The organism is Pelagibacterium luteolum (assembly GCF_900100665.1).
GTDB classification, from domain to species: Bacteria; Pseudomonadota; Alphaproteobacteria; order Rhizobiales; family Devosiaceae; genus Pelagibacterium; species Pelagibacterium luteolum.
The window spans coordinates 249,658-265,051 of the sequence record NZ_FNCS01000002.1; the positions used below are offsets into that span (position 1 = coordinate 249,658).

The 15,394-nt window shown below is 62.7% G+C and carries 13 protein-coding genes; 10 read left to right on the plus strand and 3 right to left on the minus strand.

Annotation, left to right across the window (positions count from 1 at the left end; translation table 11 throughout):
• Nucleotides 1–80: 80 nt before the first annotated feature.
• From BLR31_RS05260 to BLR31_RS05275, 4 genes are all read left to right on the plus strand, one after another.
• Nucleotides 81–608 carry an RNA polymerase sigma factor gene (locus BLR31_RS05260; protein WP_244504948.1) on the plus strand — a complete coding sequence of 176 codons (528 nt, stop codon included), beginning with the start codon at nucleotides 81–83 and terminating at the stop codon, nucleotides 606–608.
• Nucleotides 605–1,333: an anti-sigma factor family protein gene (locus tag BLR31_RS05265; RefSeq protein WP_090593020.1), complete on the plus strand. Its 729-nt coding sequence runs from the start codon at nucleotides 605–607 to the stop codon at nucleotides 1,331–1,333. Before BLR31_RS05260 ends, BLR31_RS05265 begins: the two co-directional genes overlap by 4 nt.
• A gap of 152 nt (nucleotides 1,334–1,485) precedes the next feature.
• Nucleotides 1,486–3,180: a methyl-accepting chemotaxis protein gene (locus tag BLR31_RS05270; RefSeq protein WP_090593023.1), complete on the plus strand. Its 1,695-nt coding sequence runs from the start codon at nucleotides 1,486–1,488 to the stop codon at nucleotides 3,178–3,180.
• A gap of 122 nt (nucleotides 3,181–3,302) precedes the next feature.
• Complete coding sequence (locus tag BLR31_RS05275; protein WP_090593026.1) at nucleotides 3,303–3,686, plus strand: VOC family protein; 384 nt, start codon at nucleotides 3,303–3,305, stop codon at nucleotides 3,684–3,686.
• A gap of 155 nt (nucleotides 3,687–3,841) precedes the next feature.
• Here the strand turns inward: BLR31_RS05275 and BLR31_RS05280 are convergent, their stop codons facing one another.
• A complete protein-coding gene (locus tag BLR31_RS05280; RefSeq protein WP_210183885.1) occupies nucleotides 3,842–5,116 on the minus strand; it encodes a phospholipase D-like domain-containing protein in 1,275 nt (424 codons plus the stop codon).
• Nucleotides 5,117–5,369: 253 nt separating this feature from the next.
• Here BLR31_RS05280 and BLR31_RS05285 point away from each other — a divergent pair, with 253 nt between their 5' ends.
• Genes BLR31_RS05285 through BLR31_RS05305 form a run of 5 tightly spaced genes read left to right on the plus strand, consistent with a single transcriptional unit; the run spans nucleotide 5,370 to nucleotide 9,504 of the window.
• Nucleotides 5,370–6,194: a chromate resistance protein ChrB domain-containing protein gene (locus BLR31_RS05285; RefSeq protein ID WP_090593028.1), complete on the plus strand. Its 825-nt coding sequence runs from the start codon at nucleotides 5,370–5,372 to the stop codon at nucleotides 6,192–6,194.
• Nucleotides 6,191–7,594 (plus strand): chromate efflux transporter, encoded by a 1,404-nt coding sequence (gene chrA, locus BLR31_RS05290; protein WP_425287211.1) that lies wholly within the window; start codon nucleotides 6,191–6,193, stop codon nucleotides 7,592–7,594. Before BLR31_RS05285 ends, chrA begins: the two co-directional genes overlap by 4 nt.
• A 40-nt stretch (nucleotides 7,595–7,634) precedes the next feature.
• A complete protein-coding gene (locus BLR31_RS05295) occupies nucleotides 7,635–7,985 on the plus strand; it encodes a hypothetical protein (protein ID WP_090593034.1) in 351 nt (116 codons plus the stop codon).
• A gap of 60 nt (nucleotides 7,986–8,045) precedes the next feature.
• The gene (locus BLR31_RS05300; RefSeq protein ID WP_090593036.1) at nucleotides 8,046–8,888 is read left to right on the plus strand and encodes a copper chaperone PCu(A)C domain-containing protein; all 843 of its coding nucleotides are present in this window, start codon (nucleotides 8,046–8,048) and stop codon (nucleotides 8,886–8,888) included.
• The gene (locus tag BLR31_RS05305; protein WP_244504949.1) at nucleotides 8,860–9,504 is read left to right on the plus strand and encodes an SCO family protein; all 645 of its coding nucleotides are present in this window, start codon (nucleotides 8,860–8,862) and stop codon (nucleotides 9,502–9,504) included. Before BLR31_RS05300 ends, BLR31_RS05305 begins: the two co-directional genes overlap by 29 nt.
• A gap of 53 nt (nucleotides 9,505–9,557) precedes the next feature.
• On the opposite strand, the gene BLR31_RS05310 is transcribed toward BLR31_RS05305, so the two are convergent.
• Nucleotides 9,558–11,447 carry a glucose/sorbosone family PQQ-dependent dehydrogenase gene (locus BLR31_RS05310; protein ID WP_244504950.1) on the minus strand — a complete coding sequence of 630 codons (1,890 nt, stop codon included), beginning with the start codon at nucleotides 11,445–11,447 and terminating at the stop codon, nucleotides 9,558–9,560.
• Between the two features lie 196 nt (nucleotides 11,448–11,643).
• Nucleotides 11,644–12,291, minus strand: coding sequence for a type VI secretion system-associated protein TagO (locus tag BLR31_RS05315; protein ID WP_176762524.1), 648 nt, complete (start codon nucleotides 12,289–12,291; stop codon nucleotides 11,644–11,646).
• A 157-nt stretch (nucleotides 12,292–12,448) separates the two neighbouring features.
• Between BLR31_RS05315 and BLR31_RS05320 the strand changes: the two genes are divergently transcribed.
• Nucleotides 12,449–15,349 carry an insulinase family protein gene (locus BLR31_RS05320; RefSeq protein WP_090593044.1) on the plus strand — a complete coding sequence of 967 codons (2,901 nt, stop codon included), beginning with the start codon at nucleotides 12,449–12,451 and terminating at the stop codon, nucleotides 15,347–15,349.
• The last annotated feature ends 45 nt before the right edge of the window (nucleotides 15,350–15,394 follow it).

Here is a 15,394-nt window from a genome sequence, read left to right on the forward strand (position 1 = left end):
CAAAATAATCCGATCCGCGCAGAATAATTTCAGAAACGCTGCGTTATGGTGACGTAACAGCCTCGGGACGGGTCCAGACCGTGAGTGACGAGATACGCCATCGGATGGTTGCACTGCTGCCCCGGTTGCGCGCCTTTGCGCGGAGCCTGACCCGCAATGCTGCGGATGCCGACGATCTTGTGCAGCAAACCTGCGAGAAAGCTCTGGCCGGGCTGTCCGGGTTCACCCCCGGCACCAAGCTTGAAAGCTGGCTGTTCAGGATCATGCACAACCAGTGGATCGACGTCACCCGCCGGCGCCGGCCCACCCTCGATATCGAATCCGAAGGGCTGGCGGAAACGCTGACCGGCGAAGATGGACGCCTCACCACACAGGCGCGCATGGAATGGCGGGCCGTTTCGGCGGCCATGGCGGATCTTCCGCCCGACCAGAGCGGTGTTCTCATGCTGGTCTGCGTCGAGGGTCTGCGCTACCGCGAGGTGGCCGACATCCTCGATATTCCCATCGGGACCGTGATGAGCCGCCTGGCTCGGGCCCGAACCGCCGTTGCCGACGCGCTGGACGGCAAATCGACAGCTGCACCAGCCAGCGGGGAGCATGCGAGATGACAGAGATGAAAGTGAGCGACGAGATGTTGATGGCCTATGCCGATGGCGAACTGGATCGCAACGAACGCGAAACCATCGCGGCCCTTGCCGTGTCCGATCCTGCCATCGCTGCCCGGATCGCCCGTTTCGCCGGCGCGCGTCAGGCCGTCCGCGACGCCTTTGCGCCCGTGCTGGCCGAACCGGTTCCCGACGCCCTGATCGCGACAATCACCGGCGCACCAAAACCTGCGCGCCCGGCAGCCTACCCTTTTTCGCGCTTTGCCATGCCGCTGGCTGCATCGCTTGTCGTCGCAGCCGGACTCGGAGGCTATCTGTTCGGCCAGTCGAGCCTATCGCCCGAACCGACGAGCTTTCTCGCCGCTGCAACCAGCGCATCGGTCCTTAATGCCCTCGCCGCGACACCGGCGGGCGAGCCGGTCCGTGTTGCCTCGTCCTCCTATGACATCGAAGCGCTCGCCACCGGGACCTATGAGGTTGCGGGCGGGATCTGCCGCACCTATGAGGCCGGCGATGCGGATGCCGCGCTGCGTGGCGTCGCCTGCACGGACGGTGCGAGCTGGCAGGTACCCGTCACGACGCTCGCCCCTTCGGCTACCTACCGTCCGGCCGAAGACCCGGGCACCACGACCATCGACGCGTTCCTCGACAGCCTCGGCGCTGGCCCGGATATCGGCGCCGACGCCGAAGCGGCCCTCATTGCTCGGGACTGGAACCTCGAACCCTAGCGCGCGAACTCTCATCCCGGGATATCGGAAAATTGTGCCTCACGTTTGCGTGAAATTTCCGATCCGTGCAAATTTTTCACGCCAAATTAAGCGCGACATTCTAGCGTTTCGGCGGGGGACAACCGAAATTCTCATTTTTGAGGGACGCAAGAATGTTCATGCGCAGAAAGACGGCGCGCCCTTCGGCTCGGCGGTTGGCCAGCGACGGCCATCTGGCCGCGGCCATCTCCAGATCGCAGGCGATGATCGAGTTTCAACTCGACGGCACCATCGTCTGGGCCAACGATAATTTCCTCACCGTAATGGGGTATACGCTCGAAGAGATCGTCGGTCGCCATCACGCGATCTTCGTAACCCCCGACCACGCGGCATCGCCCGACTACGCAGACTTCTGGCAGCGTCTCTCGAGCGGCACATTCGATGCCGCCGAGTATGAGCGCGTCGGAAAATCGGGGCAGTCGGTCTGGATCCAGGCGTCCTACAACCCGATTTTCGATGCCGCTGGCAAGCCGCTCGGCTTCGTCAAATTTGCCACCGACATCACGGCCCGCAAGCGCGCCGACGCCGAGGCTCAGGGCCAGCTCGACGCCATTTCCAAATCGCAGGCCGTGATCGAATTCGATCTCTCCGGCACCATTCTCACGGCAAACGCCAATTTCTGCGATGCCATGGGCTATACCCGCGCCGAAATCGAGGGCAAGCACCACTCGATCTTCGTCGACCCGATCGAGGCCAAAAGCCCCGCCTATGCTGCGTTCTGGGAAAATCTGCGCAACGGCGAATTCGCCAGCGCCGAATACCGCCGCGTGGGCAAAGGCGGGCGCGAGGTCTGGATCCAGGCCAGCTACAACCCGATCCTCGACCCGTCCGGCAAGCCCTATAAGGTCGTGAAATTCGCCACCGACATCACAGCCCGCAAAGCCGCGGTCGCAACGCTCGGCGCCACGCTTGGCGCCATGGCGCAGGGCCGGCTCATCGACGACCTCGACGCCGCTATGCCGCAAGAACTCGATGCCGTGCGCCAAGCGGTCAAATCCACAATCTCGGCGTTCTCCGCCATCGTCGCCCAGGTCACCCGATCGGCCTCGAGCCTCCGCCATGCCACCGCCGAAATCACCGAGGGCACGAGCGATCTGTCCGAGCGCACCACACGGCAGGCTGCCGCGGTCGAAGAAACCAGCGGCGTTGTCGAACAGCTTTCCGCGACGGTCGCGGCCAATGCCGAGCGTGCCGATCAGGTCCAGACCCGCGCCGAAAACGCGCGCCAAATCGCCGATGAGATGGGCGTGTCGATGCGGGATGCCGAGGACGCGATGAAGGCCATCACCGCCGCCTCGGAAAAGATCGCCTCGATCATCAAGCTCATCGACGACATCGCCTTCCAGACCAATCTCTTGGCGCTCAACGCGTCGGTGGAAGCCGCGCGGGCCGGTGACGCTGGCAAGGGCTTTGCCGTCGTTGCCATCGAAGTGCGCCGCCTTGCCCAATCGGCAGCGGGTGCGTCGAGCGAGGTCAAGGCGCTGATCGCAGCGTCACGTACCGAAGTCGGCAATGGCAGCAAGATCGTGGCCAATGCCAACAGCCGCGTCGAAACGCTGCTGGCCAGCCTGCGCGAAAGCGGCACCCTCATCGCCGCCATTGCCGAAGCCGGCAATGCCCAGGCTGATGCCTTGGCCGAGGTCACCGGCGCCATCCGCCAGATCGACGAGATGACCCAGCACAATTCGGCGCTTGTCGAGCAAACCCACGCCGCTATCGCCCGGACCGATGCGGAAGCGAAGGGTCTTGAAGAGGCCGTCGGCCACTTCACCCTCTCGCGCGCCCCGCAATTGCGCATCGCGAGCTAGAGGGCTCGAGCAGCATCACAACCACAAAGGCCGGGCCTGCCGCCCGGCTTTTTTTATGCCTCGATGTCGGGAACGGAGCCCCCTCGTTCGTCCTTGTTCCGTAATGGAAAGGGAGAACCACCATGAGTGCCTTTAAAGACAAGCCGTCCTCGGCCATCGTCGCGACAAGCGACGTCGAGCGCGCACGGGCATTTTACAGCGACACACTCGGTCTCGAACTGCAGGAAGACGGCATGGGCGATGTCCTGGTCTATAAGACCGGCACGACCTGGCTGCTCGTTTATCCGTCCGACTTTGCCGGCACCAACAAGGCCAACGCCGTGGTCTGGGATTGCGGCGACGACATCGAAGCCATCGTCGCCGATCTGCGCGCCAAGGGCGTCACCTTCGAGCACTATGACATGGACGGCACCGAATTTGCCAACGGCATCCACCGCGCCGGCAATTTCCGCATGGCCTGGTTCAAAGACCCCGACGGCAACATCCTCCACCTCAACAGCGCTTGAGTTCAGGAGGCGGTGAGCCATTTTGGTCGAAGCACCCGGCCACCCCTCCGGTACCAAGTATCCTCAGCGCCCCTCATAGGCCCTTCCGGTCGGATGAGGTGCGCCGAGGTCAAACACGCTCCAGTGTCAACGGATGCCCACCGCCTCGCTCCATCCTAAAGCTGCACGCGCAGCGTTGCCGCCAGCCAGTCGGTTACTTTCTCCCGCATGGGCCGGTTCTCCCAGTCTTCGAGCGTCACGCGCTCGGACCGCGCCAGATCCTCCTCGAAAATCGCGATCTGCTCCTGGGTAAACCCCTCGTTGAACACGTTGAGGTTGGCTTCGTCGTTCAGCCGGAACGAGCGCTCGTCGAAATTGGCCGAGCCGATCGAGGTCCAGGCTTCGTCGATGATGGTGATCTTGGCGTGATACATCGTCGGGTCGTATTCATAGAAATTGACCCCCGCCTCGAGCAGATCGCCCCAGAACTGGCGGGATGCGGCGCGGACGAAATCCTTGTTGGTGTGCTCGCCGGGCACCAGGATATCCACCTCCACCCCGCGTGCCCGAGCGGCCAGAATTTGCTCTATGGCAATCTCGTCCGGCACGAAATAGGCCGTCCCGATGCGAATATGGTCCTGCGCGGCCGCCAGGGCGGTCATCAGCATCAGATGCATCACGTTGCGCGAACCTGTGGTCGAATAGACAAGCTGTGTGGTCATCGAGCCCGGCGCATCGATCTCGGGAAAATACACATCGCCCTGCAGCGTTTCGCCGGTCGCCTCGATCCAGTTGAACGCGAATGCCCCCTGCATTGCGGCAACCACCGGACCCTCCACCCGATAATGCAGTTCGCGGAATTCCTCGGGGTTGCGCGCGTCGCCGTCCCATTCGTCGGCAATCCCCACACCGCCGGTAAAGCCGACCTGGCCATCGACCACCAACAATTTGCGATGCGTCCGGTTGTTGAGCTTGTCGAGCGTGTGCCATGTGATGGGTCGGAAGCGCTCGACCTGCGCGCCCGCCGCCGTCATTGCCTCGATCAGCTCGGGCTCCATGGGCACACTGCCCTGCCAGTCGAGCAGCACATGCACCTCGACACCGGCCCGCGCACGCTCGGCCAGCGCATCGGCAAATTGCTGGCCGATATCGCCGCTCCAATAGACATAGGTCTCAAAATTGATCGACCGCTCGGCAGCGTTGATCGCCTCGAGCATGGCGGGAAAGATTTCGACCCCGTTCTGCAAGGTGGTGACTTCGTTGCCCGCAAGCAGATTGGAGCCGTAAAGCGAGGACAGCGACCGCTCGAACTCAGGCGTGCCGACCACCAGCTCGGTCTCGACCGGGCCGGATAATTCATGGGGCTCGGGCGCCAGCGCGATAAACGCCACAGCGCCGATAGCGCCCAGGGCCACAAGGCCGACGGCCACCAGATAACGCTTGCGGATCATCCGAACCCCAACTTCCCAAATACGACACGAGCCTAGACCATTTTCCGGGGTTACGGAAAGATGGCACTCGGCGCAAGTCCTTGTTTCTTCACATGTACCGCAAGAAGAAATGAGCACCATGCGCGCAAGATCGATTGACAGTCATCAAACGGTTGCGTCAGTATGGGTATATGGGGAAAAGCGAACTCCCCACGAGGCGACAGCCAAAGCTCGCGTTCCACACCCATTTCGGTTTTCAAAGCCAGGGAACGCCATGCCTGCCCCCGATGCTATTTCTCCTGACAAGCTCGCCAAGCTGATCGGCACCCCACGCTGCCCGGTGCTGATTGATATGCGCGAGGAAGACGATTTCACGCTCGACCGACGCATGGTCCCGGGCGCGCGGCGGCTCGACGCGGCCAGCCTGCCCGTGTTCGCCGAGGGTGCGCACGGCCATGCCGTCATCGCCATCTGCAGGTCCGGCCATGCCATCAGCCAGGGTGCTGCCGCCTGGCTGCGCACGGCCGGCATAAGGGCCGAATATCTCGAAGGTGGACACGCCGCCTGGACCGAGGCCGGCCTGCCGACGGTCGACCCGACCAGATTGCCGGGCCGCGACGCCGAAGGACGCACGGCGTGGGTCACCCGCGCACGGCCCAAGATCGATCGCATCGCATGCCCATGGCTGATCCGCAGGTTTTTCGATCCCGGAGCCGTTTTCCTGTTCGTGGCCCCATCCGAAGTTGAAACCGTGGGGCGCCGATTTGGAGCCGCGCCGTTCGACATCGAGGGCACGTTCTGGAGCCACAGAGACCAGTTGTGCAGCTTTGACGTGATGCTGGCCGAAACCGGGCTTTCGATCCCCGCACTCGACCGCGTCGCCCGGATCGTGCGCGGCGCCGATACGGCGCGACTGGACCTTGAGCCCGAAGCCGCCGGACTTCTCGCCATTTCACTGGGGCTCTCGCGCGTGCATTCCGACGACCTGGAACAGCTCGAGGCAGGCATGGCGATCTATGACGCCCTTTACCGCTGGGCGCGCGATGCCACTAGCGAAACGCACAACTGGCCAGGCGCTAAACCGGGGACATCCAAGTGACACAGATCGATACATCGCGCCCCAGTGCGGTCGACACCGGCAACAGGTTTCCCACCATCGGCGAGGCGTTCCGCGTCTGGGCCAGGATCGGGCTCTTGAGCTTTGGCGGGCCCGCCGGTCAGATCGCCTTGATGCACCGCATTCTCGTCGAGGAAAAGCGCTGGCTGGGCGAACGCCGGTTCCTGCACGCGCTCAATTTCTGCATGCTGTTGCCCGGCCCCGAAGCGCAGCAGCTGGCCGTCTATATCGGCTGGTTGATGAACCGCACGCTGGGCGGGGTGATCGCCGGGGTGCTGTTCGTCCTGCCCGGCCTTGTTGCCATCATGGTCCTGAGCTGGATTTACGCACTCTATGGCAATGTGGGGGTCGTGGCCGCGCTGTTTTTCGGTCTGAAACCGGCGGTTCTGGCCATCGTGGTTCACGCGGTGATGCGGATTGGCAGCCGGGCCTTGCGCAACGGGCCGATGATCGCTGTCGCGGCGGCGTCCTTTGTGGGGATCTTCTTTTTCGACGTACCGTTCCCCATCATCGTGCTCGGCGCCGGTCTCCTTGGCTACATCGCGGCACGCATGGGGTCGGGAGCATTCGTTGCCGGCGGCGGGCATGGGGCCGCCTCAGGCGCGATCGTCGAAGATGCCGATACCGTCCTGGGCGCCGAGATCCCCGACCACGCCCGCGTCAATGCCGGCTGGGCGGTGCGCGTCGGTGCTGTGTGCGCCCTCTTGTGGCTGGTACCGAGCGCGCTTTTGATCGCAGTCCTGGGCTGGGACAACGTTTTCGCCGAAATCGCCATATTTTTCAGCCAGATGGCGGTCGTGACGTTCGGTGGTGCTTACGCGGTGCTGGCCTATGTGGCCCAGGAAGCCGTCGGCAATTTCGGCTGGCTTGCACCGGGCGAAATGCTCGATGGGCTGGGCATGGCCGAAACGACCCCCGGCCCGCTGATCATGGTCACCCAATTCGTGGGCTTCATGGGCGCTTTCCGGGGTGCCGGAACCATGGACCCGCTGCTGGCCGGCACGCTCGGCGGGCTCTTGACCACATGGGTCACCTTCGTCCCGTGCTTTTTATTCATCTTCATTGGCGCGCCGTTCATCGAGCGCCTGCGCACCCATGTCGCGCTGTCGGCAGCCCTTGCAACGATCACCGCCGCAGTGGTCGGCGTCATCCTCAACCTCGCCGTTTGGTTCGGCCTGCATGTGCTGTTTGGCGAGGTCGTCGGCTATAGCGGTTTCGGCCTTTCGGTCGACCTGCCGGTGCTCGCCAGCATGAACTGGGTTGCCGTTGCGCTCTTTGTCCTGGCCGCTCTGGCGCTGTTTCGGTTCAAACTCGGCACGGCCACCGTCATCGGCCTCAGCGCGGCCGCCGGCTGCGGGCTTTATCTGCTGGGCATCATTTGACGCATTTCAATTGCAGGCCATTGGTGTAGAACGGCAAGCCATGGGGATCGTACGCGACATCGCGAAAGAGGCCGTCAAGGCGCTGGCCGTGCTGGCGCTGGTGTTTCTGTCGTTCGCGCATCAGCCTGTCCAGGTGCCCCCCGGCGATGATGGATTTTCATTTTCGGTGGCCGACCTATCCTATTGCGGTGCGGTCGAAGGCAACGCCGGCGGTCACGCGCCATGCCACGCCTGCCGCGTCAGCCTCGCAGACCTTCCCCCGCCCCCGTGCGTCGCCGAACCGGCCTATCTCGCCTTCGCTACGCTCGATTATGCGCCGACGGACAGCGTTGCCGTCGCGCAGCCCGGCTATACTCTCCGCAATCCGCGCGCGCCTCCCGCTGCCGTCTGATCCTTGCACCCTGGCCCGCCAACCGGGCCGAATCAGACCTTTTTATGCTGGAGATCGATCATGATCCGCACTGTTTCGCGCGCGGCGCTCGCCGCAACATCCATTCTCACCCTTTCAGCTCCTGCCTTCGCACACATGGTTTTCGAACAGACGCAATCGGCCCCGGGCGAGGCCTTCAGCGGCGTCCTCGAACTTCCCCATGGCTGCGAGGGCGCGCCGACCGACACGGTCCGGGTGACCTTCCCCCAGGGTTTCGAGGCCGCAGAAGCGGTCGAAAAAGATGGCTGGACGCTTGAGGTGACCGAAGATACCGCCACATGGTCCGGCGGGTCGGTGCCCGACGACGCCCATGAGCGGTTCGCCATTAACGGCACTTTTGCAAGCGATCTCGCCCCAGGCGACATCGTCTTCCCAGTCAGCCAGATGTGCGGTGATGCCGTGCTCGACTGGGAGCCTGCCGTCACCCTCCTCGATCCGGCCTTGCAGGTCACCGTGGGCGATCTCGTCCTCAACGGCGCCTTTGCCCGCGCCACCCTGCCCAACGCGCCGGTCGGTGGTGGCTATGTCACCATCACCAATTCGGGCGACACGGCCGACCGCCTGATCTCCGCGTCATCGCCCTTTTCACCCGACGTGCAAATTCACGAGATGGCCGTCGTCGACGATGTCATGCAGATGCGGCACATGGCCGAAGGGCTCGAAATTCCGGCCGGTGAAACCGTAACGCTGGCCCCCGGCGGATTGCACCTGATGTTCATGAACATCACCGAGCCGTTCGTCGAAGGCGAGACCGTCCCCCTAACGCTCACCTTCGAAGCCGCCGGCTCGGTCGAAATCGAACTCGACGTTCAATCGTTTGGCGCCTCGGGCAGCCATGACCATGACGCGCATGCGGGGCACTAAGACCATGGGCACCCTCAAGACCATTCGCATCGTGCTCTGGACGCTGGTCGGCGTCGCGGCGCTCGGGGCGGGATATCTCTGGTACTCAACCTCCGTCGCCCCGCAACAGGGCGTCGCGGTCGCCGAGGCCGGCCGCTTCGGCGCGGGCGACTATCAGCTCGTCAGCGATGCGGGCGAAACGGTCGGCGACGAGGTGTTTGCCGGCCGGCCGTCGCTGGTCTTTTTTGGCTTCACCCACTGCCCCGATGTCTGCCCGACCACTCTTGCGGACATGCAGCACTGGTTTACCGAGCTCGGCCCCGATGCCGAAGACCTGCAGGCGTTCTTTGTCACCGTTGACCCGGAACGCGACACGCCCGAAATTCTCGGCCAGTACGTGGGCTGGGCCGGCGATAAGGTTACCGGGCTGACGGGCGAGCCGGCGGAAATCGAAAAGGCCATGGACGCCTGGAGCGTTTTTGCCGAACGCGTGCCGCTTGAGGGCGACGACTACACGATGAACCACACAGCCTCGGTGTTTCTCGTCGATGCAGACGGCGAATTCTTCGGCACGATCGCCTATGGCGAATCCGCCGATACCGCCGTCGGCAAGCTCAGGCGGCTGGTCGCGGGATAACAAAAAAGGCCGGGAGCGATCCCGGCCTTTTCCAATTCGAAATCCGTCCGCTATCAGCGCGCGGCTTCAACGGTCTCGGTGGTCAGAACCCCGAAATCATTGCCCCACGAATTGCGGATGAACGTGCCAATCTGGGCGATATCTTCGTCCGAAAGCTGGTTGCCGAAGGCCGGCATATAGCCGAACCCGTGGATCAGCGTGTTGGCGACAAAATTCTCGTCTTCGAGATTTGCGTTGCCGGCAAGCACCGCACCAGCGCCACCCTGCCCGGCAGGACCGTGGCATGCCGCGCAATTGGCGGCATATTTCGGTGCGCCGAGATTGGCAACTTCGGTTACGTCGGACTCCGCGGTGATCGCACCGGCAGCCGCTTCGTCACCGGCCTCGTCCTCGGCGGGGGCTTCATTGCCTGTGTTGGGGTCTTCCCATTCAGCCGTACCGGCTTCGCTGCCGGCAGCGGCCTGATGGTCGTTACCCTCGACGATGCCAAGCCCGCCGCCCTCTTCACCATAGGTGAAAACGAGGATCGAACCGGGATTGTGCAGGACCGAGGTGTTGAGACCTTCGCCGAACTTCTGCGCTGCCGAACCGAACGCGTCCGTGGCGATGAACACCGAACGCCCGTCGGGCGATACGATCACGTCACGATAGCGGTTCTGGGTCGAAAGCCAGGCTTCGGGCAGCCCGTCGGCTTCCTGTCCGTCTTCGGTCAGGTGCTGGACGTAGAGAACGCCGTGCTTGAGGGTCGGGATCAGCACAGCATTGTCCCATTCGGCGATACCGCCTTCGCCAGCCTCGTAATAGAGGATCGAGGACGGCGCGATAGTGGGATCGCAGATATAGCCGCAGATCGCCCCGAACTCATATCCATCCTCGACCGTGAAATAGGTCGCGACGGGGTCGATCATGTCGCCTTCGAATTCGCTTTCGAGATATTGCGGAACGCTATCCGGGATCGGCGTTGCATTGCGATCGACGCCTTCGGGGCCTTCGCTCCAATTGGCATAGACATAGGCCTGATCGTCGATGAAACCGGCGACTGCGGGCCAGCCGTAATTGCCACCGGGCTGGATGATGTTCAGCTCGTCATCGCTGGCCGGGCCGTGTTCGGCTTCATACAGCGTGCCGTCCGGACCAAAGGCCAGGCCCTGCGGATTGCGGTGGCCGTAGGAATAGACGTGGCTCTGGACACCCTCGATCTCGGGATTGTCCTGGGGGATCGAACCATCGAGTTCGAGCCGCAGGATCTTGCCCGAATAGGTGCGCCAATCCTGGTTATCGACTTCGTCCTGCGTCGGCAGTTCCAGCGCCAGGTTCGGCCGCTGATAGTTGCGCCCGAAATTGGCGCCCTGTTCGCCGATGGAATAATAGAGCTTGTCGTCGGGCCCAAAGACCACGCGACCGGCATTGTGATCGTTCCAGGCCGGCAGGCCCTCGATCACCACTGTCGGCTCGACGAGCTGCTGCAGGCTCTCATCATAGGTGAACCGTACGATCTGCGCGGAAGGGTCGGGCGCTTCGGCGGTGCCGTTGTTGATGGTGTAGCCGACATAGACATAGTCGTTGCCGGTGCCCTGAAGCAGTTCGGGGTGCAGCGCCATGCCCAGAAGGCCTTCGTGCTGCGCGCCGGTATAGACATCGTCCAGCGTCAGCAGCAATTGCTGCGCACCGCTCACCGGGTCGACGCGGGTCACTTCGCCGCTGGTGCGCTCGGTCACCCAGATCTGGTTGTCCGGCCCCCAGCGCATAGCCCAGGGGTTGGAAAGGCCCGCGGTGAGGACGCGCGAGGCAAAGAGCGAAGAATCGCCGCTTTCGATTTCGACAGGGGTCACCTGCGCGGAGACCAGAGAGCTGGTCATCATCAGCCCGAGGGCCAAAAGACCCCCTGCCGCCATGCGCGCAGCCGTCCTTGCGGAGCCACGATGATTATTTCGCGTTCCCATGACACAATCCTTGTAATGTGAAAGATACATTCCCGCCCCGAAGGGTCTTTTGCGCCAAACGCGGGCGAACCTGCATGGTTCCGCGCTCGATGCCAGACGACTCTCCTCTGGGCCGGGAAACGCAAAAGGCGTACGCCTTCAAATTTGAGCTGTCACGCCTAAAAACGCGATCGCAGCGTTCAGCCTTACCGAACTGCTACCACCCGCACGCCTCGCGCACCGGTTCCAGCGCCGCTTCGATGCCCTCCATCTGGAAGCTCACCGTGACCGACCGCTGGCTGGGCGGCGTGGCCCGCACAAACAGGCGTTGGGTCTGCAGGAGCTGGTCGATGATCGGGCGCGCCTCATCGGTCTCGAAAAACCCGATAGCCACCCGGTCGGGCGAAAGGTCCGCCGATTGGCTGCGCGGCGGCTGGCGATCATATTGCAGCGTCAGCGGCCCGCTGTTCGATGTCGGCGTGCCCATGGGCGATCCGGCAAATCCGAACTGGATAGCCGTTTCGCCATCCACGCACAAAATCGTCAACCGCGCCGGGGCGCGTCCACCCGACAGCGCCGGAATGAGCTGTTCGGACTGGACGGTCGCAAATGGCAATTCGGTCCCTTCGATCTGGCTTATCTCCACCCCGCTCGTCCAAAGCCCCTGTTCGGGCGCCTGACCGCCGGCGCTTTCCCCGGTGAACTGGCCGGACCGAAAGATCGAATCGTAACACTGGAGACGTTCCGATGCCGGCCCGATCGCCGCACACCGTTCAGCGCTCGGCGCCTGAGCCATGGATACCGGCATGGGCAGTGCCATAACCCCGCCCAACACCGCCGCCATCGCCAGCCACCGCTTCACCATCCGCATCGTCTCCCCGTCTGTTTTTGTGTTGGCGCCAATGTGGGCGGCGGGGTCGCTCAAGTCCATAGAGTTTCACGAGATTGTTTGCCGGTGGTTGGCAGGCCCGCCCCTCGCTCCTACATTGACCGCACCCATCCCGCCCAAGAGGAGCCGCGCCATGTCACACCCAGCTTACGATCTCATCGCCGAAGAGCAGATCGACGAGGTGAACGCGCTGGTGCGGCACTATCGGCACAAGAAGACCGGCGCGGAGATTCTCTCGCTGATCAATGACGACGAAAACAAGGTGTTCGGCGTCTCGTTCGCCACCCCGCCCGAGGATTCGACGGGTCTGCCGCATATTCTTGAACATTCGGTGCTGTGCGGCTCTGAAAAGTTTCCGGTCAAAAAGCCCTTCGTGGAGATGATCAAGGGATCGCTCCACACTTTCCTCAACGCCATGACCTTCCCCGACAAGACGGTCTATCCGGTCGCGAGCACCAATGAGGCCGATTTCTATAATCTCACCGAGGTCTATCTCGACGCTGTGTTCTTCCCGCTCCTCGCCCGCGAGACCTTCGAGCAGGAAGGCTGGCACTTCGAGGTGGAAAATCCTGACGATCCAGTGATCTTCAAGGGCGTTGTCTTCAACGAGATGAAGGGCGCCACCTCATCGCCCGACCAGATGCTCTATGTCCACGCCATGCAGTCGCTGTTCCCGGACGCGCTCTATTCCAACTATTCGGGCGGCGATCCCAAGGTCATGCCCGACCTCACCTATGAACAGTTCAAGGCCTTCCACGAGAAATACTATCACCCCTCCAACGCCCAGATCATCTTTTACGGCGATGACGATCCGCAAAAGCGCCTCGACCTGCTCGACGCTGTTCTCTCTCGGTTCGAGAAGGGCGAAAAGGCTCCAGCCATCGCCCCCCAGACGCGCTTCGACGCGCCTCGGCATATCGAAAAGACCTATCCCGCCGATGGCGAAAACAAGCGCTCTTCCTTCGTGTCGCTGAACTGGATGCTCGACCCCACGGGCGATGTGGAAGAAAACCTCATCCGCACCGTGATGCGTCGTGCGCTCGTCGGCAACTCCGCCGCACCGCTGCACAAGGCGCTGATCGAATCCGGTCTGGGTGAAGCTATCGTCACCGGCGCATCGGGCCTTTCACAGCCCTGGATTTACTTCGGCCTGCGCGGCATCGATGCCGATGACGCCTCGAAGGTCGAAACGCTCATCCTCAACACCCTTGTGCATCTCGCCGAACACGGCATCGACGACGCGACGATCGAAGCCACGCTCAATTCCCTCGAATTCGAGCTGCGCGAGAAAAACACCGGCGGCTACCCGCGCGGGTTGATCTTTTTCTTCGGCGCGCTGGGTGAATGGCTTTATGGCCGCGACCCCATCGACGGGCTGAAGTTCGAAACGGCTCTCGCCAGCCTCAAGGCGCGCCTCGCTTCGGGCGAACGCATTATCGAACAGCGCATCCGCGAACTTCTGCTCGACAATACCCACCGCACGACCGTGGTCCTGCGTCCCGATCCCGAACAGGCAGAGCGTGAGGCCAATGCCGAGCGCGCCCGGCTCGATGCGGCCCGCGCCGCCATGAACGACAATGACATTGCCGGCGCCATCGAGACGACCAAAAAGCTCAAGGCACTCCAAAACGCCGCCGACAAGCCCGAAGACCTCGCGAAGATCCCGACATTGACCGTCGATGATCTCCCCCGCGAGGGGGCATCCATTCCCACCGAGGAATTGGCCGTCGATGGCGTGCGCACGCTCGTTCACGACCTTGCCACCAATGGCATCGTCTATCTCGATCTGGGCTTCGATCTCAAAACCTTGCCCCGCGATCTTGTCGCTTATCTGCCGCTCTTTTCCCGCGCGCTGAAACAGACCGGCACATCGACCGCCGATTTCGTCGCCCTCACCCAGCGCATCGGACGCTCGACCGGCGGCATCGGCATTTCGCGGATGAACTCGGCGATCATCGACAGCGACGAAGCCGCTGCCTGGCTCATCGTCCGCGCCAAGGCGACGGCCGACAAAACCGGCGAGATGCTCGATATCGTCCACGACATCCTCACCGATGCCCGGCTCGACAATCGTGACCGCATCCGCCAGCTCGTCGCCGAGGACAAAGCCCGCGCCGAAGCCTCGCTCGTGCCCTCGGGTCACCAATACGCCTTCTCGCGCCTCCGCGCTTCGCTGCACGAGGCCGACTGGGTTCAGGAAGAAACCGGCGGCATCACCCAGCTCTTTTTCCTGCGCGACCTCGCCCAGAAAATCGAAACCGACTGGCCTTCAGTACAAAAGGCACTCGAAGACATTCGCAAGCATCTGATCAACGCCAATGCCGCGATCGTCAACGTCACGACCGACGGCTCGGCATGGCCGGCGTTCGAAGCGGAGCTCAAATCCTTCCTCGCTCGCCTCCCCCGCCACGACTTCATCCGCGCCGACTGGTCGCCCCTGCCCCATCCGGCCAATGAAGGTCTGACTATCCCCGCGCAGGTCAACTATGTCGCCAAGGGTGCGAACCTCAAAGCGCTCGGTCACGACCCCTCGGGTGCCCTCTCGGTCGTCACCAAATATCTCGGCACGTCATACCTCTGGGACAAGGTCCGCGTAGAGGGTGGCGCGTATGGAGGATTTGCTTCGTATAATCCCCTTGCGGGCACATACGGATTTGGCTCCTATCGCGACCCGAATCTCGTCGCGACGCTCGACGTCTATGACGCCGCGCCCCAGTTTTTGCGTAAGGGTGTCGCCAAGTCCGATATAGCTCGGTCGATCATCGGCACAATCGGCGATCTCGACCCATATATGCTGCCTGATGCGAAGGGATATACGGCGCTTGTCCGCGCGCTCACAGGGGTTAGCGACGCCTACCGCCAAACCCGCCGCGAGCAGGTTCTTTCGACCTCGGAAGCCGACTTTTCCGCCGCTGCCGACCTTCTCGAAGAGGTTGCGCGCAATGGCCATGTCGTTGCTCTAGGCTCGGAAAAATCGATCACCGCGGCCAACCGAGAGCGCAATGGATTCATGAACGTTTCCAAGGTATTGTAACCTATAATTCGTGCCGGGCGAGAGATTGTTGTCCCCGCTCGGCTC

Coding starts and splice junctions, on each gene's coding strand:
- BLR31_RS05265 (WP_090593020.1), top strand. CDS start 605: ATGACAGAGATGAAAGTGAGCGACGAGATGTTGATGGCCTATGCCGAT.
- BLR31_RS05285 (WP_090593028.1), top strand. CDS start 5,370: ATGCCTGCCCCCGATGCTATTTCTCCTGACAAGCTCGCCAAGCTGATC.
- BLR31_RS05315 (WP_176762524.1), bottom strand. CDS start 12,291: ATGGTGAAGCGGTGGCTGGCGATGGCGGCGGTGTTGGGCGGGGTTATG.
- BLR31_RS05280 (WP_210183885.1), bottom strand. CDS start 5,116: ATGATCCGCAAGCGTTATCTGGTGGCCGTCGGCCTTGTGGCCCTGGGC.
- BLR31_RS05320 (WP_090593044.1), top strand. CDS start 12,449: ATGTCACACCCAGCTTACGATCTCATCGCCGAAGAGCAGATCGACGAG.
- BLR31_RS05275 (WP_090593026.1), top strand. CDS start 3,303: ATGAGTGCCTTTAAAGACAAGCCGTCCTCGGCCATCGTCGCGACAAGC.
- BLR31_RS05305 (WP_244504949.1), top strand. CDS start 8,860: ATGACCATGACGCGCATGCGGGGCACTAAGACCATGGGCACCCTCAAG.
- BLR31_RS05270 (WP_090593023.1), top strand. CDS start 1,486: ATGTTCATGCGCAGAAAGACGGCGCGCCCTTCGGCTCGGCGGTTGGCC.
- BLR31_RS05310 (WP_244504950.1), bottom strand. CDS start 11,447: ATGGGAACGCGAAATAATCATCGTGGCTCCGCAAGGACGGCTGCGCGC.
- BLR31_RS05300 (WP_090593036.1), top strand. CDS start 8,046: ATGATCCGCACTGTTTCGCGCGCGGCGCTCGCCGCAACATCCATTCTC.
- BLR31_RS05295 (WP_090593034.1), top strand. CDS start 7,635: ATGGGGATCGTACGCGACATCGCGAAAGAGGCCGTCAAGGCGCTGGCC.